Genomic DNA, 24832 nt, shown 5'->3' with positions numbered 1-24832 from the left:
TTGCTGCCGACAAATTATATTGAAGGGAATCATGCCGTGCCGTGGTTGGGTGCCGCCTTCATAGTCCTCCTTGTGGTCGTTTTTCTAGCTGGGCTGACTGGCGAATTCGTCCAGGTCCAAATCCTGGGAAATGCCACGCCAATTGCGGAACGCGGCGTAGGGACGAGCTTCGTAACCGGCGGGATCATCTGGCTGGTCATCGGGTTAGCTATTTACCTTGTCCGGAGACGAGTTAAAGCTGCTAAAAACGACGCGAAGGTACTTCCGGCAGCCTCCTTCGATACCTGGAGTGATCCTCCGCCGCGCATTGCAGTTGAGCAATGGGAACAGCGATTGAATGCGTTGGCGCTCGAATCTGCAGCGCAATTGCAGTCCGCTGGCGTGCCGTTGTTCCGGTCGGAGTTCGCCCGAGATGGCCGTGGCACATACCGAGACTCGTTCTGGCTTATCGCAGTTGATGTAGAGCGCGCAAGGCGCGGCTGGTGGGCCTGTGATCCCGCGATCCTCGGGCAGTATGCGCCGCGCCAAAGCCGCGCTAGCGACCCGCCTGCACCGAAACGGGGAGATCTCGCAGGTAATTTCCAGGCGCAAGCACTGTTGTTGACGAAATCGGGGCGTTTATGTGTCGCTCGTTGCGAAGGCTGGTTCAAGTCATCGGGCGGTGTGGACGCGCAATGCATGGACATGCTTTTCCGTGCAGAAGAGCATTCGGAAGTCTCGCTTAAATCCCACGAATGGGGCTTATTCAACCATGGACGCTGGCGGCAGGATCCTAGCTCCGACTATCGGCGTGACGGTTTAGATGTCAAGGTGCAGTCAATTCAATTCGAGGAAAACTATTTTAACGATGGTCCGCGTTACCACGACGGACGTTACACGAGCTCGGCGGTTGCTGATTTTGTCAAGTCGGGTGGAGTCACGATGTGGCCGAAAGGATTTATCAGCTTCGACTACTGAACAGGGTTGGTGGATTCTGAAAAATCGCCCGGGTTTGATGCGAAATCAGCCCCCGGGCCGTTTATTGTCAGTCAAACGGATGATGTTTCCCAGATTTCGCACTTCGGCGTAACGCAGAGTAATGGTCCGGTGATACAACAGGTGTTCATTGGGTTTCCGGCAAAAATTTCTCGGAGGAAATATGTATCGCACCAAGTCTAGGTTCGCCGGCAGGTTCACGGTTGCTGGATTGCTCGCCGTATCGACAGCGGTGGCGCTGCCTCTGGCGCCGGCCACCGCTGACGCCGCGGCGACGGTGAAAGTCCGCACCCAGAAGATGTCTGCACCAAACCTCAACTCGGCGCAAAACGGGTGGTATGACGCCGGCACCAAGCTGACGCTCGTGTGCTCCGCACGCGGGCAGGCCGTGAAGGGATACTTCAGCTTCAACATCCCCAATGGTGGCTGGGATAACCTCTGGTACAAGACGTCTGACGGAAGTTATGTAGCGGACGTCGATATCGAGACTGGCACCCTTGAGTCCGTAGCGGGTGATTGCGGGGCGACCGCTGCGCCTGCGCCCGCTGCGAACGCTGACCGTGTCGGCCGGGCGCTGTCTTGGGCGCGAAACCAGATGGCCACCAACCCTAACGGCACGATTCAATGCTTTGAATTCGTCGAGGCGGCATACGGAACAAAATGGCCGGGCGCCACAGCTATGGAGTTTTACAACACGCTCAAGAATCAGGGAAAGATCGACACTGGCACCAACCCTCCCGCGGGCGCACTGGTGTTCTCCAGCGATCCACGGTTCGATCGCGGGATGGGCCATGTGATGCTCAGCGAAGGCAACGGCAAGTTCATAACCGCCAATTACTATAAGGCGCCCAAGATTCGGGAAGTGCCGTTGACCTACCCCGGGAATACCTACCTTGGGTGGGCCGTCGCGCCGTGACCGTAGCCGACTGCGGTACACACACGCGGACGGTACTGGTTCCCTGTTTATCGGCCCCACCAATCGTGGACCACGCGAGCGCCACGGACTCTGCGCCGCTGTCGAAATGCGCTTAGTGCGGTGTCGGCGGATCACGGTCGTCCGATAAGGCATCGACGCGCATGTCGGCGTTGATGGATCGATCAGTCGGATCACCTCGCGAGAACTTCTTGTGAAAGCAGTACACCGCAGAGGATTTCGGGAGACTCATCACAGATCGCCCCGGGTTTCAGCCACTCCTACAAGCCGGCGTGCACGAAACCCGGGGCGCAACTGTGGGAATTTCAGGCTGCGTACTCGCGAGCTCGAATGTGATCTGGATGTTGGCAGAGAGCGGGGTCTTTCAGGTTCGGAACGATGAACGCCAGCGGCCAAACCCATGCCAGGTAGTAGGCCGGCGTGAAGAAGAGCGCCGCGCCGCCGTTGATGACTTTCAAAGGTACGCCGTGCTTCTTGCGGTAGTAGGCCTTCGCCACCACGATTCCGATCACGATATACACCAAACCGATGATCGCTCCTATTAACAGTCCATCCATTGATTCCTCCTTCATGGCGTGGCGCGATCTGTGCGCTCCGTGTGAGGCTAGGTACTCAATTCGTGGATTGGCTATCCGCCGTGCGGATTACATGACTATGGGAGACATGCGAACGTCAGGGACTTCTCTACAACCAGCACAGCCGGCACCGGAGAAGCTTGTACGCCGAACGTATGAATCTGTGCCACTTATGTTCTCGGGCCTAGCGGGGCGGGGTGCATCGGTGATACATCTGTCGTATCGCCGAACGGTGGAGAGGCATGGGGGTCCCGATGAGCTTGTTGCTCCCACCGTTGCACGGCCGAAGTGGCTGTGCTTGCGGCGGCGTTGGTCTCGGCGACAATGGCAGAAGAAGATGCTGGAGCCGCTGTGAAGGCCGAAATGCGATGGATGGCCCAGTCGCATCTACGCGCTGTTGAACACTGCGACATGTCGGCCAGGAGATTGAAAGCAGCGTTGCGCCGGGGCCGCACCGCCCAGGCGCAACGCCAAAGCCTGTTACAACTCGTCGATGTCGACCAGACCATCTTGGATGGCCCGGATGGCCAGCGCTGCTTTGGTGCTCGCCGGTCGACCGACATCGGTGTACTTCTGCCGGATCCGTTGCAGGTGAGTCCGAACAGTGCTCGCCGTGATGTAGAGCGACTGGCCGGTAGTCGACTTGCTTTCCTCCTTGATCCAGCTCACCAACACTTCGATCTCCCTGGCGCTGAGGGCCGGCCGGCGTACCGGCTGGGCACGCCGCGGCGGCAGGTGCGCATGTTCGGCCCGCATCGTCCGGGTTGCATCATGCAGCTCGGACCGGGAGATCAAGGGCCTGCGCACGTGGGGAACCGGACGTAGTGGTCGGGACTTGCGGATCGGACTCGAAGTGGTGTGAGCGTGTTCCATAGAACCAAGAAGTACCGGCGTAGTCCGGTCGCTCATTGTCCACAGACAATGGGATCTCCGGCACGGTTGTCGCATCCCGACAGGTTTGAGGTGCCGTATGCGCCATGGCGAGGATGTGACGCATTCAGATGAAGACGCCGGATCTGAGTCGATGGTTCCGATCGCAATTCGTCGAGTCGCACACCTGGCGGGATGTGGATCTTGAGCACTGGTGGCAGATGCCGGGCGATGACTCGCGGACTGCCTCCCCGTGGCTGCAGCTGCCGGTCGATCTGGTCACTCGCGCTACGTTCAGCGAATGGCACGAGAAAGTAGCGGTGGCGCGGGTACGTCACTACGACAGGCTCCGCCCGTACGCCACCCGCGGTGTGCTGCTGGTGTTGATCGCTGGTGGCTTGGCGGTTCTCCGGGCTGACTGGTGGTGTTGGCTCATGCTGTCGCCGGCCCTGCTCCAGGTGGGGTTGGAGATGTACCTGTACCGATTCGTCCATGAAACGTTCGATGTACCGCGGCTCGCGGTTTTCAGGTGGATGCGAGATCTGGCGGACAATCATCACCGCACCAAGTTGCTCAATGCCACTGGCATTCTCGGTGCGCTGGCATGTCCACTCAACGTGCTCGCCGTGTCCATGTCCCCGCCGGGCGCAGATCTGGGGTGGGTGAAAGTTGTTGCTTTCGTGGCGGCTATCTTCTACCTGAATTCGGGTTTGAGCAGCGTGTTTCTCGACCCGGCAAATTACACAGAAACCAGCACCATGCCACCGGTGATGCACCGGATACGGCCTTACGCACCTTTACTGTCGGTGAGCGGTGTCGCTGGCCTCGCCGCCGTGGGCATCCATTTTGTCCGGTGGACCCCGGAAACTGAGCCGTTGGCCTACACCGCAGCGCTACTGACCCTGTTGTTGGGCAGCACCATTCGAAACAATGATCGCGCGGTGGCTGCAGGCGCTGTGGTTGGCCGCGAGGCAGTTGTGGCGGCACGCCGCGAACTCGGGCGTGTAGTGCACGATGATCTCAACGGCGCGAAAGTCGCGGTGGAGATGGTGCGTCAGATCCCGGAGGTTCCGTACCGGTCCTCAGTGGAACTGGCCGCGTTGGAAGCGTTTCTCACGCATTTCAGTACTCGCATGGGTATCGATGCTGCGCCCGCGCTGAGTTTGTCCGACCTGGTCGAGAAGATCGCTTCGCCTTATGGCGTGTCGCCAAGCGATATCCGTTGTGACATCAGCTGGGCCGCCGACATCAGACGAGAAAACCACGCGATCGCAGTACGAATGACCACTGCTCTGGTGCACAACGCGGCGCAAGCACTGCAAAATGAGGAGTATCTAGCTGTGCCCAGATCGATTTGGGTCGTCGGGCACACAACGGGTTCTGGACACGGGTTGCGTTACCATCTCGCGGTAGGCGACCGCCTACCACCGGTGACGCCGGAGCGTTGGTGTGCGCCTGGCACAACGTTGGCGGCGCTCAATGAGTGGCTCGATGACACGTTCAACGGTGAGCTGACTCAGGAACTCCTGGTGGACGGCACAAAACGTATTGTGGCGTCGTGGTATGACCGACCACCGATCAGGCGATATCAGGGCCAGATTGCCGGCGAGGCGAAATCATGACGGTTTACATGATCGTCGAAGACGATCCCACCAAAGGCACGGCCTATCGGGCATTCGAACGTCACTACCGCTCAGATGACGTCGAGTTTCGGATCATGCATTCGCCCAAAGTCGCGCTGGAAACATTGGCAGACACGCGAGAGAGATCTGAATTCGACGGTGTAATAGCCGATTTCGGACTAGGCGGCTGTCGACAGGACAACTGGCACAAACGGATCGAGATCGACGGACCCGACGGGACGCCGTACACCGTCAGTACCGGATTGGGAGTCCTCGACTGGGTCCACACCGTTGATCCCGAGTTGCATCTGTGGGCTTTGACAAGTGACAACGCGGCACACGCGCCGTTGTTCATGAGTGCGGCGGCACTGTGGTTGAATGCCAAGCCGCTCAGTCTGACCCGTCTGACGACCCCGGGAAGTGCGCTCGGCGACCGGACGCGCGATGAGTTCCTGGAACCGAACCGGTTCACGCAGCTCAATCCAAGTTGGCGTCGGATGGACAACGCGAGTGCTGCGTTGGCGGCGTTGTTGAACAGAGAACTCACCGCGGTCGAATCATTCGACTGGATTCATGCGTTGTCGAGCCTGAAGGGCCTGCACCGTGGTCTGATACCAGCACTGAACGAGCGTATTCAGTCGATCACGAGAAACTCGAAACTCAAAGCGTTCTCAAACACACTGGCGCCGGCCATGGCAACTTGGCAGATTCATCTTGATGAGATTTATGAGGGTTTTCCCGATATGCGACAGAAGACCCGCTGGCAACAGTTCGACCCGGACCGGCTGCCCGGTGCCTTGAGTGCCTGGGGTGAATTCAATCCGTTCACAGACTTTCTCGCCGACCACACCGAAACTCGCGAATTCTTCGCCGCCGAGGACGTACGTATCGCTTTGATGAAGTGGCGCGGTCGTGGTCAGCGGCCATAAGCACCGGTGCGTCATTGGTTTGAGGCAATGGGATCGTGAAGGTGACCCCGACAATGGGAGCGTGGCGAAGTACCTGACCGACTGGACGCAGATTGACGGTCTGCGGGTCGCATCGATCGGATCGTGTGACACACGTCGGAATGTCCTCGTGCTCATGGGATTACATGCCTGTGTCGACGCCTTCGAACTTGCCCGTGCCGCTATTTTCGCTGATGCGTGGAACGCGCGGGTGACTGTTGCGGATACGCCGGGATGCGGGCACGGGGGCGCCAAGCTCAGCCGCAGGGATCGAGTCGAATTGCGGCATGGGAATTTTACCAGCGTGGCGCGCAGGATGGTCGGCGCCGTCTGCGACTTCGAACCTCGGATCCGCCAACGTCCGATCACCGTGCTCGGATACTCGCTCGGAACGAGCATCGCTGCTGCAGCCGCGGCCGACCCAGGCCTGCTGCAGGTCCAACACATGGTGATGATCGAACCCGTGGCGACGCGGACAAGGAATCCGCTTCGACTGATGCGGGCGGTACGCGCGGAGGACGCCTTCACGTCCGGTTATCTGATGCGCAACGTGAACTCCTGTGGCGCCGGTCTATCCGACATTCCGGCTTCGCGCACTGATCTCGCCCTACTGGGATATGCGTTGAGTCGTGGTGGGTTAGGCCGAGACTTGCTGCGGGCAGACCGGATTCAGAGCTTCACCTTGCAGATCGTTCACGGCCGGGACAGTCTGCTGTGTCCAGCAGCCGATATCGACCGGCTGGCTACCGTATACCGACGGACGGGAATAGAAGTACGTGACATCACGGTTCCGGGCCGGCACGCCTTATGGCATTCGTGGCCTGATGTTGCGGCGATCGCGCGAGAGACGCGAAAGCAGTGGACGTAGCTGTAGTGGCTCGCGCAGCGAATCATTTTGGTGCTCAGTAGAAAAGGATTAAGAAAGGGAAACCGTGACGAGCAGTACGAAGGATATATTCGTGTCGCAGCTGGAGGCTCGGCTAAATGCCACTCTGGGGCCACGTGATCAGCAGTGGGGGTCGTTTCCGACCGCTGATCTGCCACTCGTGACCTGGCTGCGCGACGGCACCGTCTTCATCCACATGGGCGATGACACGAAACTCTCGGTGAGAGTCCCTTTGGTTAGCGGTCTTTCAGTGTCGTCGGGGATCCTCGACTGGATAAGTACCCGAAATTCGGCTCAATACGCGGGTCACTATTGGTTGAGGCCCGGAGCTGACGAGCATAACTGGCAGCTTGTGTGTGAGGTCAAGTTCCCGTGGGATTGGTTTGACCAGCATCTGGCCGACGTCGTCACTCAGGCGTGCCCCGGTCTGGGGACGGTCCTAAATCGTGATGTTGCGCCTGACTTTATTCGCCAGTTCGGTGGACAGCCCTGGTGGGATAGCGCCTGTGCCGCAGAGCATATGGGTGCTCAAATCCTCGCTCTACTCGATTGACTGATCGACCAGTTCATGAAGAGGCCTCGGTCAGTGAACTGGAGAATGCAGAACGTGCTCCCCGGAAGACGAAACTGAATTTTCGGTCCGTCTTCGGGGGAGCGCTTCAATATCTCACTGACGTCAGCCTAGGACTGGTTCTCAATGGCAACCGCTGCGAGGTGAATGTTGCTGTTTCTCAATGGTGTCGGATGCGCCTCGGCTTCGTGCCCGAGCGTCGTCCGGCTGGGCCGTAGGACGCCTAACATCACTTTCGAAGGTCTTTGGCCAGGTTGGTCCTGAATGCCCGTTCGAGGTCGCGCATGGGACTGCTCGCGTTTTCCTCCAAGTGCTGGCTCTGCCACTAGCGTCCGTTCGACGGACACGTGATTAAAGATCGTTGACGTCCACCAACCCGTCTTGAATCGCACGAGCGACTAACGCTGCTTTCGTGGTCGCAGGCCGGCCGACGGCGGCGTACTTGGCGCGTACCCGTTGCAGGTGCGTCCGGACCGTCGTCGGCGCGATATGCAGTTGACGTGCGACGCCGTCTTTGCTGTCGGTGCGGAACCACGCAATCAGCACTTCTTTCTCGCGAGGAGCGAGTTCCGGGTTTGGGCGAACCCCGTCGAACGGAAGAACGTGCATCGTGGAGCCTCCAGCTTAGGCGCGTCAGTCAGCAGTTATCGTCCGATCGGCGGACAGGAGAAACAGGTGGGCAGGACACCTAATTAACGGTGCTCTAAGCTTACTCTCAGCAAAAATTGAATTCGTCGGCAACATGTTGCCTGATATCGGAGAATTAGCTATGGACCGCAGTCTCCGCATCCTCGTGGCTTCGCCACTGGGCCGCATCGTGGCGCCGTCGGTAACTCAGGCCTTGCCTGCGGCAACAGTCGAACTGGCGGAGAACAGCGAGGCTGTCCGTCGTCAGATCATCGGCCGGGTCCGGTTCGATGTGGTGATAGCCGATCTGGTGTGGAACAACCCGGAGTTGGAGTTCACCTTTGATGGGCTCGACGTGATCAACGTCTTGCACGAGGCGAACCGTTTGGCGCCCGTCATCCTCGCCCGCCAAGGGCACAGCATGGAACATGATCTGATCGACGAGGCGCGGTTGCGGCCGGAGGTCGTGTCGGCCTTCCACAAATCCGCGGGTACCGGTGAGCTGCCGACCTTGATCCGGGATGCGGCCGTGGGCAAGCGGCATGCGGTGGCGTCGCCGTCGCCACGAAAACCTCCGCTCTACGAGTTGTTTCGCACCCGGAAGGGGCAGACGGCGGGGAGGATGGCCGGGGCGATAGCGGCCGGCCGGGCGACCGACGGTGCTTCGTTGGCAGCTGCCGCCGGTATCGGGATCAATACCGCCACCAAAGCGGCCACACATTATCTCGGCCCGATCATTATGCAGCGGGGCGAACACGATTCGGCGCTACCGCTTTCGTTGGCGGCGGTCTACCGCTGGTGCGGTCTGCATTCCCGGTACCTCGTGAGTTGGTGCCGCCGCCACGGGCATGCCGATGTCCTGCAAGCGCCGACTGTCGGGGCGTCGCGTACAGCACGATCTAGATCATCTCGTTCTTCGTCAACCACCGCATCACCGGCCACCCGATGAACACCGGCAACCAGCACGTCAGCACTCGGTAGAGCAGCACTGCGGGCACGCCGATCGCGGCCGGCACGCCGAACGCCGCCAGACCACCGATCAGGGCCGCCTCGACCGCGCCGACACCGCCGGGGGTGGGGGCCGCCGAGGCCAGGGTGCCACCGACCATGGTCACCACCGTGACGGTAACGAAAGAGGTGGTGCCGCCGAAGGCTTCGACGCTGGCCCACAGTGCCAGGGCCGCACCGAGAGTCGTGCCCGCGGCGCCCAACACGATCAGTGCCAGCCGCTGCGGTTCGCGGGCGAGTTTGATCAGGTCGGCGGTGACCTCTTCGAGCTTGGGGCGGATCGCCGAGGACAACCAGCGACGCAGTTTTGGCACGGCCAGGTAGGCGCCGACGAGTCCGAGGGCCAGCCCGGCGATCAGGTAGAGGATCGTGGCGCTGGGCACGAAGTGCGACAGGTCGGCCGATGCCCCGGCCACGGTGCTGAACAGGATCAGCAGGATCACGTGCACGATCACCTGCACGGACTGTTGCAGCGCCACCGCGGCGGTGGCGCGCATCGTGGACAGTCCACCCTTCTGCAGGAACCGGGTGCTCAGGGCCAGACCGCCGACGCCGGCGGGCGTGGTGGTGGCGGCAAAGGTGTTGGCTACCTGCATGATCGAGAGGTGGCGGAAGCTGACCAGCCCGTCAGCGCAGGCCCACAGCGCGGCCGCCGCACCCACATACGTCAACGCCGAGACGGACAACCCGAGCAGGGCCCACGACCAGTTCATCGTGCGCAGCTCGGAGAAGAAGGTCGGCACGGTGCTGATGAAGGGATAGGCGACGTAGACCAGGGCCACCAGCAGCACCAGTTGGATCACCTGGGTGCGGGTGAACCGGGTGATGGTCTCGGCCTGGATCTGATCGGCACCGGTCTGGTGTTTCACCTCGTCGCGCGCGGCGGCGATCACGGCCTTCGCGTCGGGGATCGCCTCACGCACCCGGGCCGGCACGGCCGCCTTGGTCAGCCGGCGCGACGCGATGAGCACCGCGTCACGGCCGAACGCCTCGATCGCCGCGCTCACCGCCGATGTCGCGTCGTACAGCGCCGTGGTGGTGACGAGCAATTGGGCGATATCGGACTGCAATTGCGCGTCGGTGGCCCCATATTCGGCGCTGCCGAATCCGCCGAACAACACGGCACCGTCGTCGACCGTGATCTCCTTGGCACGCAGATCCCCGTGGGCGATCTGATGGTCGTGCAGGGTGCGCAACGCGTTCCACACCCGCCCGACGGTGATGTCCGCGGTGCACTGGTCCAACGGGATACCGCGTTTGCGGTTGTGCGCGTACAGCGTCCAGCCGCGGTCGAGCGCGGCCACCGACATCGTCGACGTGCTGGCCAACCCGAGATCGCCGATGGCGATGGCCATCAGGGCCCGGTGCTCGACGGCGCGGCGCATCGAGGTCTGCAGCGGCGCGGTCTCGTTGGAGCGCAGCCGCAGTTTGCGCCACACCTGCCGCACCGCGCCGCCGCTGCGTTGGTTGGGGCCGTAGAGCTCGACGACGGCGTGGGAGTCGGGATCTTGCGACGCGGCGTCGAGCAGGAGCGGGCCGGCCCCGGCCGGGCGGACGACGCTGAACGCGGAGACGACGAAGCCGCGCCGGGCCAACGCCCGCACCGCGCCGTCGAGGGGAACCTCCAGGGCAGGGGTGCCGACGATCCACACCACCAGCGCACCGACGAACCAGCCCGCCGACAAGCCGAGCAGTGAGCGGGCCGGCACGACTGCGCTGACCACCAGGTGGATCGGCACGAACGCCAGCAGCAGCGTCCACCACCAGCGCCGCAGCCGACGGGACAGCCAGGGCCCGGAGACCGTGAGCACCGCGGCGAGCATGCCGATCCAGCGCGGGTCGTCGAGAAATTGCGACAGCTGCGAGTCGAGCCGGTCGGACAGGTCGAAATGCCATTTGGGGGCCGCGATGCCGTTGGCGGTGATCGACAGGGACACGATGGTGATCAGCGCCGCCGCGCCATAGGCGCCCAGCAGTTTCCACTGCCGTCCCAGGATGAGGCTGACCAGGATGACGAACGGCAGCGCCAGGATCGCGATGCCGTAGGCCAGGTACACCAGGTTGGACTGGGTGGGGGTGAGCACCCCGACGATCTCGGAGATCGAGCGTTCCAGCGCCACCCATTCGTAGCGGGTGATCAGCGAGCTGGTGATGACCGTGGCCAAGAAGATCGCGGCGAGGGTCAGGCGCAGGATGTCGTTGGTGCGTCGGGTCGGCGGTTGCAGGAGGCTGCCGGTGACGGTGATATCCCGTCCGTCAACGCGCATGGTCCCCCTTTCTCAGCTGCTATTACCCGGGACCAAGGTAGCCGGATGAGTTGCCGAGATCGGCCATTGGTGGTGATCTGGACCGTTACGAATTCACATCGATCACTCCCGTCACCACGAGCGACAATTTTTGCCAGCGCGATGTGAGCTAGGCCGACAACAGCAACGAACGTGATGTAACTTCGATCGACATGCTGACGCCGAAGAGGCCGCTCCCGAGGAGTTGACGGTGGATGCGACACCTTTCGGGCACTATCAGCTGCAGAAGCTGATCGGCCGCGGCGGCATGGGCGAGGTTTACCAGGCCTACGACGAGGACACCGATCGCATCGTCGCGCTCAAGGTGCTGCCGCCGCATCTGGCTCAGGACGCCACCTTCCAGGAACGCTTCCGGCGAGAATCGCACGCCGCGGCCGGGGTGAGCAATCCGCACGTGGTGCCCATCCACGGCTACGGCGAAATCGACGGCCGGCTCTACCTGGACATGCGGCTCATCGAGGGCCGCAACCTCGGCGCCATGCTCACCAAGACCGGCAAGCCGCTGGACCCGGCGTTCGTGGTCGGGATGATCGAGCAGGTGGCCGAGGCGCTCGACAGCGCACACCGGGCCGGGCTGATCCACCGCGATGTCAAGCCGTCGAACATTCTGATTGCCGACAACGACTTCGTGTACCTGATCGATTTCGGTCTGGCCCGCACCGCCGGGGATTCCGGGATGACGACTGCCGGCAGCACCCTGGGCACGTTGGCCTATATGGCGCCGGAACGGTTCGACGGGGGCAAGGTCGATCCGCGCTCGGACATCTACGCCCTGGCGTGCGTGCTCTACGAATGCCTCACCGGGGGACGGCCGTATCCGGCGGACAGCCTCGAGCAGCAGATCGCCGGGCACATGGTGTCCCCGCCACCGCGGGCCTCGGAGAAGGATCCGCGGCTGGCCGCGTTCGACGAGGTGATCGCCAAGGGCATGGCCAAGAAGGCGTCCAAGCGCTATCAAAGTGCGGGCGATCTGGCGGCCGCGGCGCGGACTGCCCTCGAGGCCCGTGTGCGCACCACCGGCCGGTCGGGTCGCCATTCCGCGCAGCGGGTGCCGACGCGGTCGCGGATGTCCAAGAAGGTGGCCGCGATCGCCGGCGCGACGGTTCTGGTGGCGGCGCTGGGTGCGGTGGGGATCTGGCAGCTGCGTGGCAGCGGTTCGGGTCCCGACGCGCATTTGGCCGATTCGGCCTCGAAAACCGGTCCGGTGCAGGCGCCGACGGGTGCGGTGGCCGACATCGCCACGACCGTGCCCGACGACATCCGCGAATCCGGCCGGCTGGTGATCGGGGTGAATGTGCCCTACGCGCCGAATGAGTTCAAGAATTCCAGTGGCGAGATCGTCGGGTTCGACGTGGATTTGATGAAGGCCGTCACCAAGACCATGGGATTGGTGCCCGAGTTCCGCGAGACCGGGTTCGAGGGCATCCTGCCCTCGGTGGTCGACGGCAACTTCAACGTCGGCATGTCCTCGATCACCGACACCGCCGAGCGTGAGGAACAAGTCGACTTCGTCACCTACCTTCAGGCCGGCACCATGTGGGCGCGCCGTGCCGGCACCACGGCCGACCCGGGATCTCCGTGCGGGCTGCGAATCGGCGTGGCGTACAGCACGATTCAGCAAACCGCGGAGATCCCGGCGAAGTCCGATGCCTGCGTCGCCGCCGGACTGCCGCCGATCGAGGAAGTGGTGCGCACCCACCAGGACGAGGTGACGGCCGCGCTCATCGCCGGTGAGGTGGACGCCATGACGGCCGATTCACCGGTCACCGGGTTCGCGATCAAGCTCAGTGGCGGCGCGCTGGAGCCGGCCGGCGCCATGTTCGACGCCGCGCCCTACGGATGGCCGGTGGCCAAGGGCTCCGGGTTGGCCGAATCGTTGCGGTTGGCGCTGGAACATGTGATGGACACCGGCGAATACCGCACCATCGCCACGATGTGGGGTGTGGAGAAGGGCATGATCAGCCAACCGGTGATCAACGGAGCGTTCGGCTGAGGGCTGCGGCGTCTCGAGCGCGCGCGGCCACCGCCCTGGAGTCGAAAACCGCGGACAATCCTGCGCAGGGTCATCGCACGCGGCGGCCATGGCTCGTAGGGTGGGGTCATGAGCGGTGCCGCATCGCTGCCACCGGGTCCTCGATTGCCCCGGACGGTGCAGGCCGCGTTGATGCTGCGGTACTGGCCGCGGTTCGTCTCGGCCTGCCGGCGTCGTTACGGTGACGTCTTCACCCTGCGCGTCGCGGCGATGGGCACCGTGGTGTACCTGGCCGATCCGGCCGACATCAAGGTGGTGTTCGCCGGCGATCCGACGATTTTCCATGCCGGGGAAGCCAATTCGGTGCTCAGTGCGCTGCTGGGGGACAGCTCGGTGTTGGTGATTGACGAGGATGAGCATCGTGAGCGCCGACGCCAGATGTTGCCGTCGTTTCACCGCGACGCCGTGGCCCGCCAGATCGAGGTGATGCGTGAGATCGCCGCGGCCAACATCGCGGGCTGGCCGGTGGGCGCAACGTTCTCGGTGGCGCCGAAGATGGCCGAGATCACCTTGGAAGTGATTCTGCGAACCGTGATCGGGGCGTCCGACCCGGCTCGGTTGGCCGCATTGCGTACGGTCATGCCGCGGCTGCTCAGTATCGGGGCGTGGGACACGCTGGCGCTGGCCAGCCCGGGTCTGCAGCGACGCCGCCCGTGGCGGGCGCTGCAACGCAACATCGACGAGGCGGACCGGCTGCTGTACGCCGAGATCGCCGATCGTCGGGCCGACCCCGAGGTGGCGACCCGCACCGATGTCCTGGCCATGCTGGTGCGTTCTGCCGACGTCGACGGGCACACCATGACCGATCGTCAACTCCGCGACCAGCTGATGACGCTGCTTGTCGCCGGGCACGAGACCACCGCGACCGCGCTGTCCTGGACGCTGGAGCGGCTGACCCGTCACCCCGCGGTGCTGGACAAGGCCGTGCACGCCGCGCAGACCGGTGATGACGACTACCTGGACGCGGTGGCCAAGGAGACCTTGCGAATCCGGCCGGTGGTGTTCGACGTGGGCCGGATGTTGACGCAGCCGGTCTCGGTGGCCGGTTATCGGTTGCCGGCCGGGGTGATGGTGGCCCCGGGGATCGGCCTGGTGCATGAGCGCGACGACGTCTATCCCGACGCCGACCGGTTCGACCCGGACCGGATGGTCGGTGCGAGTGTGGGGCCCACCACCTGGTTCCCGTTCGGCGGTGGCAACCGGCGTTGCCTGGGCGCGACGTTCGCCATGGTCGAGCTTCGGGAGGTGCTACGCGAAATCCTGTGCCGGGTCGATCTTTTCGCCACGTCAGCCGCCGACGAACATCAACGCGTCAAGCATGTCACGTTGGTGCCGCATCGCGGGGCGCGGATCTGCGTGCGGGCGCGTCGGGAGGTCCCGTCGGCTGCCGAACCGCTGGCAGCCAAGGGTTCGTAGTCACATCAGTCACATCAGCACCGCTGAGTCGGTTGATGTGTCGGTTGGAAATGCAGTATCGCCGGTGATATCAGGTTTCCAGCCCCATGCCCGCCTCCAGAGCCGGGACGGAAGCAAGTCACCCGATCCCGTAGTCAGGCAGCGCCAGGTTGTCGCGCACACTGCCCGCGAACAGCCCGGCGATCGGACGGCCCAGGTTCATCGCACGCAGCGCCACGTCGCGGAACCACAACCCGAACCGCGTTCTGGTGGCGAAGAATCCGAGCATCCGTTCGGCCCCGGCCTGCTTGCCTTCGATGAACGGCCGCAGCAGCGATTCGTAGCGGTCGAAGGCGAGGCGGTGATCCCCGTCGGCGCGCGCGAGTTCCCCGGCCAGGGCATAGGCCTCGGTGATCGCCAGCCCGGTGCCCTCGCCGCCGAGCAGCGAGATGCAGCCCGCGGCGTCGCCGATCAGCAGCACCCGGTCGTGTGACCAGCGTGGCATCCGGATCTGGCTGACCACGTCGAAGTAGAGATCGTCCACGTCGTCCACCGCGGCCAGGATCTCGCGACACTTCCAGCCGGCATCGCCGAACTGCTTGTGCAGCTGCTCCTTTGGTGTCAGCCCGGCGTCGTGGTGATCGCGGAACACGAACAGATACATGGTGCGATCACCGCGCAGCGTGAACTGGCCGATTTGTCGACCCGGGACGCTGTAGGTGAGATAGGCATCCGACGTCCCGCCGCGAGGACCGTCGACCACACAGGCGGCGACCTTGCAGCCCAGATAGTGCTCGAATCGCTGCTCGGGCCCGAAGACCCGACGACGCACGACCGAGTGCAGGCCGTCGGCGCCGATCACGAGGTCGAAGTCATCGGCCGGATGGTTCTCGAACGTCACCCGCACCCCGTCGGGGCGTTGGTCTATGCCGGCGACGCTGTCGTCGAACACCGTCGGGACGACGTCCTCGATGGTGCGGTAAATGGCGGCGGCCAGGTCGCCGCGGGGCAGGCTGGTGAAGTCGTTGCCGATCATGCGGCGGAACACGTCGACGCGCAGTTCGGCGTTGGTGGAGCCGTCCGAGCCCAGCGAGCGCACCGACTGCACGTCATAACCGGCCTCGCGGATCGCCGATTCGATGCCCATCATGCGGGCCACCCGGTAACCGATGCCCCAGAAGTCGATCATGTAGCCGCCGGTGCGGAAAGCCGGCGCTCGTTCGATCAGGGTCGGACGGTGGCCGGTGCGGTGCAGCCAATGAGCGAGTGCCGCCCCGGCAACCCCGGCTCCATTGATGGCGATCCGCATGACAATTCGATGCTACGCCCGCCTGTACACAGCTACGCGTGCCAAGCTGACGCCATGGCTGCACCACGTAACCCGCTCCGTGCCGATCTCGTGCTCTCCGGTGGCGGAGTCAAGGGCATCGGCCTGGTGGGCGCCGTCGTCGCACTCAAGGACGCCGGCTATGCGATCGAGCGGGTGTCGGGCACCTCGGCGGGCTCCCTGGTCGGTGCGGTGGTGGCCGCGGCCGCGCAACGCGACGACATGACCGGTGAGCAACTGCGGGAATTGGTGCTCAACGTGCCGTATCACAAGTTTCCCGACAGCGGGCCGATCGAACGGATTCCCGTCGTCGGCCCGGCGTGGGGACTGCTGCGGGAGACCGGGATCTATCGCGGGGATTTCGCGCACGACTGGATCCGCAGCGAGCTGAAGAACCTGGGCGTCAGCACGTTTGGTGATCTGGCGATCGACGACAAGAACCTGCTGCCCGAGCGGCGCTATCGGCTGGTGGTGACGGTGACCGATGTGACCACGGGCCAATTGGTCCGTCTGCCTTGGGATTACCGACGGGTCTACGGGTTGGATCCCGATGAGCAACTGATCGCCGACGCGGTGCGGGCGTCGATGGCGATACCGTTCCTGTTCCATCCGGTCACCCTGAAAACCGCTGACGGACAACCCTGCACGCTGGTGGACGGCGGTGTGCTGTCGAACTTTCCGATCGACTCCTTCGACCGTCCCGACGGTGCCGAGCCACGCTGGCCGACCTTCGGGGTGACGGTGGTGCCGTATCTTCCGGCGCCGACGGCCGAGCAGCTCATTCCCGGCCTGGGAATGCTGCGGTTTGGCAAGCCGACGTTTTTGGAGAGCCTGCTCACCGCCATGTTGGTCGGTCACGACCAGGCCCATCTGAGCCTGCCGTGGGTGAAGGTGCGTGCGATCGAGGTGGATTCGACCGATGTCGGTGTGCTGGATTTCGACATCACCCGGGCCGAGGCCGAGGCTCTGTACGACAAGGGTTATGCCGCGACGACGCAGTTCCTGTCCACCTGGGATTGGCCGGGCTATCTGGACCGGTTCCGCCGCGCGACCCGGGTGCAGCCCTAGACACTCAGCGCAACTTCACCATCCGCGTCGTCGAACTCTCGTCCAACTCGACCACGTCGGCGCGTGACCGCAGGAAATCGCTGAACGATTTGAAGCCCAAGGATTTCTCGCTGAAGGACGGGTCCATCCGCTTCATCTGGGCCTTGACCACGGAGTTGTGCAGCCACTCCACGTCGTCTTTCTCCAGGCCGATCTGCAGGGCGCGGGTGAGCAACGCGGTGGCCTGGTCCTGGGGATCAGGATCCTCGGCTTTGCGGGGGCGTTTGGGCGCTTTGGCTTCGGGTTCGGGAGCCGAGGTGGGGATGCCGGGCAGTGAGTCGTAGACGACGAACTCGTCGCACGCGGCGGCCAACATCCGGCTCGAGGAGCCGGCGACACCGATGCCGACGACGTAGCGGCCCAGCCGTTTGCAGCGCTGCGCGAGCGGGATGTAATCCGAGTCGCCGGCCACGATCACCACGTGGGTGAGGTCGGGCAGGCGGAACATGTCCTCGACCGCGTCGACCGCCAGCCGGATATCGGCGCCGTTCTTGCCGTATGCGGCGGCTGGGAACAGCTGCACCAGGTCGACCGCGCGTCCGACGAGCTGCAGCCGGTACTCGGCGTTGACCTCGGCCGACCAGTCCGCGTAGGCACGGGTGAGCACCAAGGTGCCGAAAGAAGAAGCGAAGTCAAGGATCGCGCCGATATCCACCGTGGCCTTGGTCAGCTTGTCCGGATCCAGACCCTTGGCCTTGTCCTTCTGAAAGGAGTTGCGGCCGTTGACCTGGTCGTAACGCGAGATGACAATGTTGTCGAAGTCGAGGTAGACCGCGACGCGGGTGGCGGGTTCGGTCATGGTCCCAGTCTGACAAATCTGGCCTGTGTCGGTATGGGCAGTTCTAAAGTGGGAAGTACTTTCTCGCTGTGAGTCCGCGAAGGAGAATCGAGAAACCGGCAGATGCTTGCGCAGGCTTCGGGTCATTTTCCCGATGTCGTCGTCACCGCGATGACATCGACCACTTCCCTTGCGCCTGAAGCCGAGGACACGTGGCGCTTGCTGCTCGAGGGCCGCAGCGGGATTCGTCCGCTGGACAAACCATTCGTCGACGAGTTCGACTTCCCGGTGCGGATCGCCGGGCAGCTCACCGAGACGTTCGACGAGATCCTGAGCCGCATTGAGCGGCGCAAGCTTTCGTACATGGGGCAGATGTCCACGGTGCTGGGCCGTCGGCTCTGGGAGGTCGCCGGGTCACCCGAGATCGACACCCGCCGGCTGATGGTCTCGATCGGTCTGGCGCTGGCCACCACCGAAGAGATGATCCTGCAGTACGATACGTGGAAGGAAAAAGGGCTGCGCGCCGTCGCACCCACCTCGATCCAGAAGTACATGCCCAACGCGCCGGCGGTGGCCGTGGCGTTGGAGCGGCACGCCAAGGCCGGTGTGATGTCGCCGGTGATGGCCGACGCGTCCGGTGCGTCGGCGATCGCGCACGCCTGGCGCCAGATCATCCTGGGGGATGCCGACATTGCGATCTGCGGTGGGGTGGAGACCTGCATCGAGGCGGTGCCGATCGCGGCGTTCACGCAGGCGGGCTTCATGTCGACCGACAACGACGATCCGGCCGCCGCGTGCCGCCCGTTCGACAAGGACCGGCACGGCATGGTCTTCGGTGAGGCCGGGGCCTTGATGCTGATCGAAACCGAGGAGCACGCCAAGGCCCGCGGCGCCCCGATCCTGGCCCGGCTGCTGGGTGCCGGCATCACCTCCGACGGCTACGACGCCATCCGGCCCGATCCGACGGGGGAGCGCGCCGGTGACGCCATCGCCCGGGCGGTGGAGTTGGCCGGTCTCGCCCCGGCCGACATCGACCACGTCAATGCGCATGCCGCCGGAACGTGGTGCGGGGATGTGGCCGAGGCCAGGGCCATTCACCGTGCCCTCGGCTCGTCGACGCCTGCGGTGTACGCGCCGAAGGCGGCGTTGGGTCACTCGCTGGGGTCGGCCGGCGCGGTGGAGGCGGTGCTCACCGTGCAGGCCCTGCGTGACGGGATCATCCCGCCCACGCTCAACCTGAAGAATCCGGACCCGGAGATCGACCTGGATGTGGTCGTCGACAAGCCGCGCCAAGGCGATTACCGGTATGCGATCAGCGATTCGTTCGGGTTCGGCGGGCAGAACGTGGCGTTGGCGTTCGGTGCCTATTAGTCCTCTTTGGTGAAGGTGAACTGGGCGACTTCGGAGATGCCGCGGCGGAAGAAGTCGGCGCAACCGGTGATGTAGCGCATGTAGCGGTCGTACACTTCTTCGGAGGTGGTGGCGATCGCCTCGTCACGGTGGGCAACCAGATTCGCCGCCCAGGTGTCCAGCGTCCGTACATAGTGGGCGTTCATCAACTGCAGCTGTTCGGTGTAAAACCCAGCGGCCGAGGAGAACTCGTACATGTCGTCATCCGAGGGCAGCTGACCGCCGGGGAAGATCTCCTTGCCGATGAACCGGGTGAACTTCATGTCGCTCAAGGTGATCGGGATGTGGTGTTCCCGCCAATAGTTGATCGGATGGGTGAAGATGGTCTCGATCACCATGCTGCCGTCCTCGGGCAGCACCCGGTACGCGGTGTCGAAAAATGCTGCATACCGGGACTTCCCGAACGCCTCGAAGGCCTCGATGCTGACGATACGGTCCACCGGCTGGTCGAATTGTTCCCAGCCCTGCAGGCACACCATGTGTGAGCGGTCGGACTCGACGTGGTCCAACAGGTTCTGGTCGAAGGCGTATTGATTGCGGCTCAGGGTCAGGCCGATGACGTTGACGTCGTAGCGTTCCAGCGCACGTTTCATCAATGCGCCCCAGCCGCAACCGATGTCGAGCAACGTCATGCCCGGTTCCAGGTCCAGCTTGTCGAGGGCCAGGTCGATCTTGGCCATCTGGGCTTCTTCCAGTGACATGTCGTCGCGGTCGTAGAACGCGCAACTGTAGGTGCGTGACGGGTCCTGGAAGAGCCCGAAGAATTCATCGGAGAGATCGTAGTGGGCTTGAACATCCTCGAAGTACGGCCGCATCTGGGCCGTCCCCGCCACACCGTCGGCCATGCGCACTTACCTCCCCGTTGGTTTATGCCTTCTCGCAGGTGAACTGGCACACGTCGGTATAGCCGTCACGGAACAGGTCCGCACATCCGGTCAGGTACTTCAGGTAGCGCTCGTAGACCTCTTCGGAGGTGATCGCGATGGCCTCGTCCTTCTTGGCCTGCAGATTGGCCGCCCAGGTGTCGAGGGTGCGGGCATAGTGCGGACGCAGGCGCTGCTTGCGGGTGACGTGGAAGCCGGCCTCGGTCGCGCGGTCTTCGACCATCTTGATCAGCGGAATGCGGCCCCCGGGATAGATCTCGGTGACGATGAAGCGGAAGAACCGCATCAATGACATCGTCGTCGGCAGGCCCATCTCGGCCACTTCTTCCTTGCTGGTCGAGACGATGGTGTGCAGCAGCATCACGCCGTCCTCGGGCATCAGCTCATAGGTCTTCTTGAAGTAGTCGGCGTACTTCTCGAAGCCGAAGTGCTCGAACGCGCCGATCGACACGATCCGGTCGACCGGTTCGTCGAAATCCTCCCACGGTTGCAGCCGTACTTCTTTGCTGCGGGGGCTGTCGGATTCGGCGAACCGTTGCTCGATGTGGGCGAGTTGGTTGTGCGACAACGTCAACCCGATGACGTTGACGTCGTACTTCTCCACCGCGCGCATGATCGTCGAGCCCCAGCCGCAGCCGATGTCGAGCAATGTCATGCCCGGCTGCAGGCCCAGCTTGCCCAGCGCCAGATCGACTTTCGCCATCTGGGCCTGTTCCAGCGTCATGTCGTCGCGCTCGAAATAGGCACAACTGTAGGTCTGGGTGGGGTCCTGCCACAGCCGGAAGAAGTCGTTGGACAGGTCGTAATGGGAGCGGACTTCGTCTGCCGTCGACCCGTGTCGCTCACCCGGACGCGCACCGATGTACGGTGCTGCGGTTTTGTCTTTGTGCTCAGTAGCTGTCACTAGCCGCCCCGTACGGTCTCGGACTCGGTAGCTGAGGGGCATACCGCTTTTTTGATACGCCGTGACCGGACGTTACTCCTTTAGGGTCACGCCGGGTACCCCTTGGAAAAACTTGATCCCGGTGATCTTGAAATGCCGGGCGCTGCTTGCGGATTCAAACAGTCGGGTCAGTCTTCGGTTTCCTGTCGGCCGACCAGGTGGCGCGTGCCGGTCGGGCCGAGTAGTTCGCGGAACGCCTGGACGGTGTATCCGACGACGACGGCCTCGCTCTTGGCGCGGGTCGTGGCCGAGCGGGGCAGGCTGAACAACGGGCCCATCTCGCCGAAGTAGTCACCGGGGCCGGCGACTTTGATGATTTCCTCACCGCCACTGGATAATTCACGCACGATCTCCAACTCTCCGGCGGTGACGACATAGATCAGATCACCCATCTCGCCCTGGGAGAACAGCACCTCGCCCGGTTCGAGCGTGACGGCTTCGGTGCTCTGATGTTCCACGGCGACGTGCGGGACGAGCTCGACCACCTGATCGGCCAGCGGCAGGATGCGGGTGTCGTGCGTGGCGACGACGACGACGCGCTCGCCGCTGGCCAGCTCGCGGATCAGCCGCAGCACCTCCTCGACCTGGATGAAATCCAGATGGGCCGTCGGCTCGTCGGCCAGGATCAGTGGCGGGTCGAGCGCGATGGCACGGGCCACGGCGACGCGTTGCTGCTGGCCGCCGCTGAGATTGCCTGGGCGGTGGTGCAATCGGTCTTTCAGCCCGACGCGGGTGAGCAGTTCCATGGCGCGTTCGCGGGCGCCGTAGCGGCTCATGCCGGCCGCGCGCAGCGGCACGATGACGTTTTCCAGGGCGGTCAGGCTCGGCACCAGGTTGAACGCCTGGAACACGATGCCGACGGTGTCGCGGCGGTAGTCCGACAGGCCCTTCTTGTTCAGGCCCGTCACGTCGATGTCGCCGAACTCGATGCGGCCCGCGGTCGGTTTCAGGATCCCGCCCAGGCACGACAGCAGGGTGGTCTTGCCGCAACCGCTGGGGCCCAACAGGATTGCCAACGAGCCGGCGGCGACCTCGAGATCCAGGCCGTCGATCGGGCGCACCGCGTAGCCGCCGCTGGAGTACTCCACGACGAGGTCTTTGACGAGAAGGCCGGCCACGTCAGGGTCCTCGGAACGCCAGGGCGGGGTCGATGGTGACGGCGCGGCGCAGTCCGGCCACACTGGCCAGCAGGCCGATCCCGACCGCGAGGATCGGCAACGCGACGAAGGCGGCCGTGGGCACGTCGCAGCGCATCGGGAACGGTGGGCCGAGCACCAGGGATAGGCCGGCGCCCAACAGGGCGGCCAGCAGCGCCACCGTCACCGCCTGCATCGCCAACCCGGCCATGATGGACCGGGTAGCCACTCCGACGGCTTTGAACACCGCGAAGTCGCGGCTGCGTTCCAGCGCGGACAGGTAGATCACCGAACCGACGATCAACGCCGCGACCGCCCACAACAGGCCGGCCATCAGGCTCATCGCCTGCTTGGCGCCGCGCAGGGCGCGCACCATGTCGTCGACGGCGCCGGCCCGGTCCACGATGCGGAAATCCGGTGGCGTCTGCTGCGGGGTGCCGAGGATGCCGACCGACGAGATCAGCTTTTGGCCCGAGAACAGCAGTTGTTGGGCGCCGGGCACGGTCAGATAGATGTTGTCCTGACCGGCCAGGGCCGTGGAGTCATCGACCAGGCCGACGACGTGTAGCTTCGCCGCGCCGACGTCGATGTCGGCCCCGATCGGGCGGCCCATCGTCGTGGACACCGCGACCTCGTCGACGGCATGCGGCGCGCGGCCCTCTTTGAGGTGTGGCGCGCCCGGGCCGTCGTCGGGCACGCCGAACACGTTGACGTTGCGAGGGGTGCCGTCGGCGGGGATCGTCGAGGAGCCGTAGACCAGCGGCACCGCGGTGTCGACCCCGGGCAGGCGGGCGGCGATCTGAACGGCGTTGGGCGGCAACGGCGCTGAACCCAGGAAAGGCCCGGCCGCGCCTTCTTTGATCATGAAGTGGTCGAGGCCCAGCGCGTCGACGCTGCGTTCGGCCTCCACGCGGAAACCGTTGGCCAGCCCCGTCAACACCAACGTCATCGCGAAGACCATCGCGGTGCCGACCACGGCGATCATGAATCGCCGTCGCCGCCACTGCAGATCGCGTAACGCCGCGATCAACACGTCGGTGTCTCCTGCATCGCTTTCGACGTTACCGAGGTGGTTGTGGCGGGTGGTAGTTATTGGGGCATCTTCTCTTTGATCACAGGGGCCACAGTGGTATCGGCTGTGGGACCGATAGGCAGTCTGGAAACCTGATATCGCCGGTGATATCAGGGGTGGTGACTCGGCCTCCTGCAGGGCAACTGCGTCAGTGCGCATCCTGCCAGGACCTGCCAGACCTCCGGGAGCCATCGTCCGGGTGGGCTATGACCATTCGGTGGCCGTCGTGAGGAAGCGCTGAAGTGCGGAAAGACGTCGTACGGCCTCTTTAGCAAAAGATGTCGAACGACAACAATCGGAAATGTCGTCGAACGACTGCAAGGAGCGGGCCATGCAGATCAAGACAATGGGTGACGTTGGTGCTCTCGTTCGTTCTGCTCGCACAGCTCGTGGAATGACTCAGGCTGAGCTGGCCGCGCAACTGCGCATGAGTCGAGATTGGGTCGTCAGGCTGGAGAAGGGGCACCCGCGACTGGAAGCGCAACGCGTGCTCGATGCACTTCGCGTCCTCGGTGTGAGTCTGGAGGCGACCGCGCCCGAGATGCCGTCGAGTGCCCGCAAACGTACTCGGAAGGAAACCCCGGAGAAGTCCCCGCCTGCCGGAACGGTTCCCAGAACGCTTGATCCGTTTGACGCGCTGTTCGGCACAAGGAAAAGATGATGGCGGACAGGACGCTGCGGGTCTACCTGGACGGGATCCCGACCGGTACCGTGACGCAATCTGCCCACGGGGCTCTGCGTTTCACCTACGACGATGAGTATCTCGAACGGCCTGATCCCACACCGTTGTCGCTGTCCTTTCCCATTGTCGAATCGGCATCGGGACAAGGCTATTCGGTCCTACCTTGAGGGCCTGCTTCCGAACAGTGAAGGTGCGCGACAGCGGTGGGGACGCGAGTACAACGTCTCGCCGAACAATCCTTTCGCTCTGCTCGCTCATGTCGGACGCGACGCGGCCGGGGCGGTTCAGCTTCTCCCACCTGACGTCGGTCCAGCGGACGCCCGCGCACGGACCGGTGATATCCAATGGCTCAGTGAGACCGAACTCGCAGATCTCGTCCACCTGCTCGCCACTCATCAAACTGACTGGGACCCAGGAAGATTCGGAGGTCGGTGGAGCCTCGCCGGCGCTCAACCCAAGGTCGCGCTGTTCCGGGACCCGCAATCAGGGCAGTTCGGGATCCCCCGTGACTCGACACCGACGACCGTGATCGTCAAGCCTGCCATCACTGATTACGCACTGCACCACATCAACGAGGCGCTGTGTCAGCGCGCTGCCACCGAAGCCGGGCTGCTCGCCGCCGAAGTCGTGGTGAGGGAGATCGGTGACGTTCAGTGGACGAACTCCGCAGAGACCTTCCCAGTGCGTTCGAACGCGCTGCTGCTGTTTTGCCAGTGAGCCTGCAACCTGAGGCGCAACGCATGGC

The 24832-nt window shown here is 63.7% G+C and carries 22 protein-coding genes and 2 pseudogenes; 14 read left to right on the top strand and 10 right to left on the bottom strand.

The window, feature by feature from the left end:
- The first annotated feature begins 72 nt into the window (after positions 1-72).
- Together A5699_RS29305 and A5699_RS20215 are read left to right on the top strand one after the other, a co-directional pair.
- A complete protein-coding gene (locus A5699_RS29305; RefSeq protein WP_157561361.1) occupies positions 73-957 on the top strand; it encodes a hypothetical protein in 885 nt (294 codons plus the stop codon).
- A 181-nt stretch (positions 958-1138) separates the two neighbouring features.
- Positions 1139-1891: a hypothetical protein gene (locus tag A5699_RS20215; RefSeq protein ID WP_067772876.1), complete on the top strand. Its 753-nt coding sequence runs from the start codon at positions 1139-1141 to the stop codon at positions 1889-1891.
- A 323-nt stretch (positions 1892-2214) separates the two neighbouring features.
- On the opposite strand, the gene A5699_RS20210 is transcribed toward A5699_RS20215, so the two are convergent.
- Both A5699_RS20210 and A5699_RS29670 read right to left on the bottom strand, forming a co-directional pair.
- Positions 2215-2466, bottom strand: a complete 252-nt coding sequence (locus tag A5699_RS20210) for a hypothetical protein (protein ID WP_157561360.1) — start codon at positions 2464-2466, stop codon at positions 2215-2217.
- Between the two features lie 498 nt (positions 2467-2964).
- On the bottom strand, positions 2965-3291 hold the full coding sequence (locus A5699_RS29670) for a LuxR C-terminal-related transcriptional regulator (protein ID WP_231965777.1): 327 nt from the start codon (positions 3289-3291) through the stop codon (positions 2965-2967).
- 194 nt (positions 3292-3485) lie between these two features.
- On the opposite strand from A5699_RS29670, the gene A5699_RS20200 reads away from it, so the two are divergent.
- The 4 genes from A5699_RS20200 (at position 3486) to A5699_RS20185 (ending at position 7362) form a co-directional block, all read left to right on the top strand.
- Positions 3486-4976: a hypothetical protein gene (locus A5699_RS20200; protein WP_067772870.1), complete on the top strand. Its 1491-nt coding sequence runs from the start codon at positions 3486-3488 to the stop codon at positions 4974-4976.
- Positions 4973-5905, top strand: coding sequence for a hypothetical protein (locus A5699_RS20195; protein WP_067772867.1), 933 nt, complete (start codon positions 4973-4975; stop codon positions 5903-5905). Before A5699_RS20200 ends, A5699_RS20195 begins: the two co-directional genes overlap by 4 nt.
- Before the next feature lie 61 nt (positions 5906-5966).
- Positions 5967-6791, top strand: coding sequence for an alpha/beta fold hydrolase (locus A5699_RS20190; protein WP_157561358.1), 825 nt, complete (start codon positions 5967-5969; stop codon positions 6789-6791).
- Between the two features lie 91 nt (positions 6792-6882).
- Positions 6883-7362 carry a hypothetical protein gene (locus A5699_RS20185; protein ID WP_157561357.1) on the top strand — a complete coding sequence of 160 codons (480 nt, stop codon included), beginning with the start codon at positions 6883-6885 and terminating at the stop codon, positions 7360-7362.
- Positions 7363-7731: 369 nt separating this feature from the next.
- Here the strand turns inward: A5699_RS20185 and A5699_RS20180 are convergent.
- Positions 7732-7953 (bottom strand): annotated as a pseudogene (locus A5699_RS20180) (LuxR C-terminal-related transcriptional regulator); the annotation flags it as partial.
- 196 nt (positions 7954-8149) lie between these two features.
- Here A5699_RS20180 and A5699_RS20175 point away from each other — a divergent pair.
- A complete protein-coding gene (locus A5699_RS20175; protein WP_231965776.1) occupies positions 8150-8956 on the top strand; it encodes a response regulator in 807 nt (268 codons plus the stop codon).
- Here the strand turns inward: A5699_RS20175 and A5699_RS20170 are convergent.
- The gene (locus tag A5699_RS20170) at positions 8907-11282 is read right to left on the bottom strand and encodes a lysylphosphatidylglycerol synthase transmembrane domain-containing protein (protein ID WP_067772856.1); all 2376 of its coding nucleotides are present in this window, start codon (positions 11280-11282) and stop codon (positions 8907-8909) included. The genes A5699_RS20175 and A5699_RS20170 overlap by 50 nt on opposite strands.
- Before the next feature lie 229 nt (positions 11283-11511).
- Here A5699_RS20170 and A5699_RS20165 point away from each other — a divergent pair, with 229 nt between their 5' ends.
- Entirely contained in the window at positions 11512-13314 is a 1803-nt protein-coding gene (locus A5699_RS20165) for a bifunctional serine/threonine-protein kinase/transporter substrate-binding domain-containing protein (RefSeq protein WP_067772939.1), read from the top strand.
- A 108-nt stretch (positions 13315-13422) separates the two neighbouring features.
- On the top strand, positions 13423-14769 hold the full coding sequence (locus tag A5699_RS20160) for a cytochrome P450 (RefSeq protein ID WP_067772853.1): 1347 nt from the start codon (positions 13423-13425) through the stop codon (positions 14767-14769).
- Positions 14770-14887: 118 nt separating this feature from the next.
- On the opposite strand, the gene A5699_RS20155 is transcribed toward A5699_RS20160, so the two are convergent.
- Positions 14888-16057, bottom strand: a complete 1170-nt coding sequence (locus A5699_RS20155) for an FAD-binding domain (RefSeq protein WP_067772850.1) — start codon at positions 16055-16057, stop codon at positions 14888-14890.
- Positions 16058-16111: 54 nt separating this feature from the next.
- Between A5699_RS20155 and A5699_RS20150 the strand changes: the two genes are divergently transcribed.
- Complete coding sequence (locus A5699_RS20150) at positions 16112-17143, top strand: patatin-like phospholipase family protein (RefSeq protein ID WP_067772847.1); 1032 nt, start codon at positions 16112-16114, stop codon at positions 17141-17143.
- Positions 17144-17147: 4 nt separating this feature from the next.
- Here the strand turns inward: A5699_RS20150 and A5699_RS20145 are convergent, their stop codons facing one another.
- Entirely contained in the window at positions 17148-17981 is an 834-nt protein-coding gene (locus tag A5699_RS20145) for an NYN domain-containing protein (RefSeq protein ID WP_067772844.1), read from the bottom strand.
- A gap of 102 nt (positions 17982-18083) precedes the next feature.
- On the opposite strand from A5699_RS20145, the gene A5699_RS20140 reads away from it, so the two are divergent.
- Positions 18084-19331 carry a KasA/KasB family beta-ketoacyl-ACP synthase gene (locus A5699_RS20140; protein WP_067772843.1) on the top strand — a complete coding sequence of 416 codons (1248 nt, stop codon included), beginning with the start codon at positions 18084-18086 and terminating at the stop codon, positions 19329-19331.
- On the opposite strand, the gene A5699_RS20135 is transcribed toward A5699_RS20140, so the two are convergent.
- From A5699_RS20135 to A5699_RS20120, 4 genes are all read right to left on the bottom strand, one after another.
- Positions 19328-20215: a cyclopropane mycolic acid synthase family methyltransferase gene (locus tag A5699_RS20135; protein ID WP_082957796.1), complete on the bottom strand. Its 888-nt coding sequence runs from the start codon at positions 20213-20215 to the stop codon at positions 19328-19330. The two genes, A5699_RS20140 and A5699_RS20135, sit on opposite strands and share 4 nt — an antisense overlap.
- Positions 20216-20237: 22 nt before the next feature.
- Positions 20238-21116: a cyclopropane mycolic acid synthase family methyltransferase gene (locus tag A5699_RS20130; RefSeq protein WP_142253908.1), complete on the bottom strand. Its 879-nt coding sequence runs from the start codon at positions 21114-21116 to the stop codon at positions 20238-20240.
- Positions 21117-21325: 209 nt separating this feature from the next.
- Positions 21326-22315: an ATP-binding cassette domain-containing protein gene (locus A5699_RS20125; protein ID WP_067772838.1), complete on the bottom strand. Its 990-nt coding sequence runs from the start codon at positions 22313-22315 to the stop codon at positions 21326-21328.
- A 1-nt stretch (position 22316) separates the two neighbouring features.
- Positions 22317-23366: an ABC transporter permease gene (locus A5699_RS20120; protein ID WP_067772835.1), complete on the bottom strand. Its 1050-nt coding sequence runs from the start codon at positions 23364-23366 to the stop codon at positions 22317-22319.
- Between the two features lie 370 nt (positions 23367-23736).
- Between A5699_RS20120 and A5699_RS20115 the strand changes: the two genes are divergently transcribed.
- From A5699_RS20115 to A5699_RS28700, 3 genes and pseudogenes are all read left to right on the top strand, one after another.
- Complete coding sequence (locus tag A5699_RS20115) at positions 23737-24066, top strand: helix-turn-helix domain-containing protein (protein ID WP_197508340.1); 330 nt, start codon at positions 23737-23739, stop codon at positions 24064-24066.
- A pseudogene (locus A5699_RS20110) lies at positions 24063-24318 on the top strand (HipA N-terminal domain-containing protein); the annotation flags it as partial. The gene A5699_RS20115 and the pseudogene A5699_RS20110, both read left to right, overlap by 4 nt.
- Before the next feature lie 15 nt (positions 24319-24333).
- Positions 24334-24804 carry a HipA domain-containing protein gene (locus tag A5699_RS28700; protein WP_369806736.1) on the top strand — a complete coding sequence of 157 codons (471 nt, stop codon included), beginning with the start codon at positions 24334-24336 and terminating at the stop codon, positions 24802-24804.
- The last annotated feature ends 28 nt before the right edge of the window (positions 24805-24832 follow it).

It is taken from the genome of Mycobacterium sp. E802 (assembly GCF_001666875.1).
In the GTDB taxonomy this organism is placed as follows: Bacteria; Actinomycetota; Actinomycetes; order Mycobacteriales; family Mycobacteriaceae; genus Mycobacterium.
Note: the sequence above shows the minus strand (reverse complement) of the source record. Positions and strands in the feature narration are given on the sequence as shown.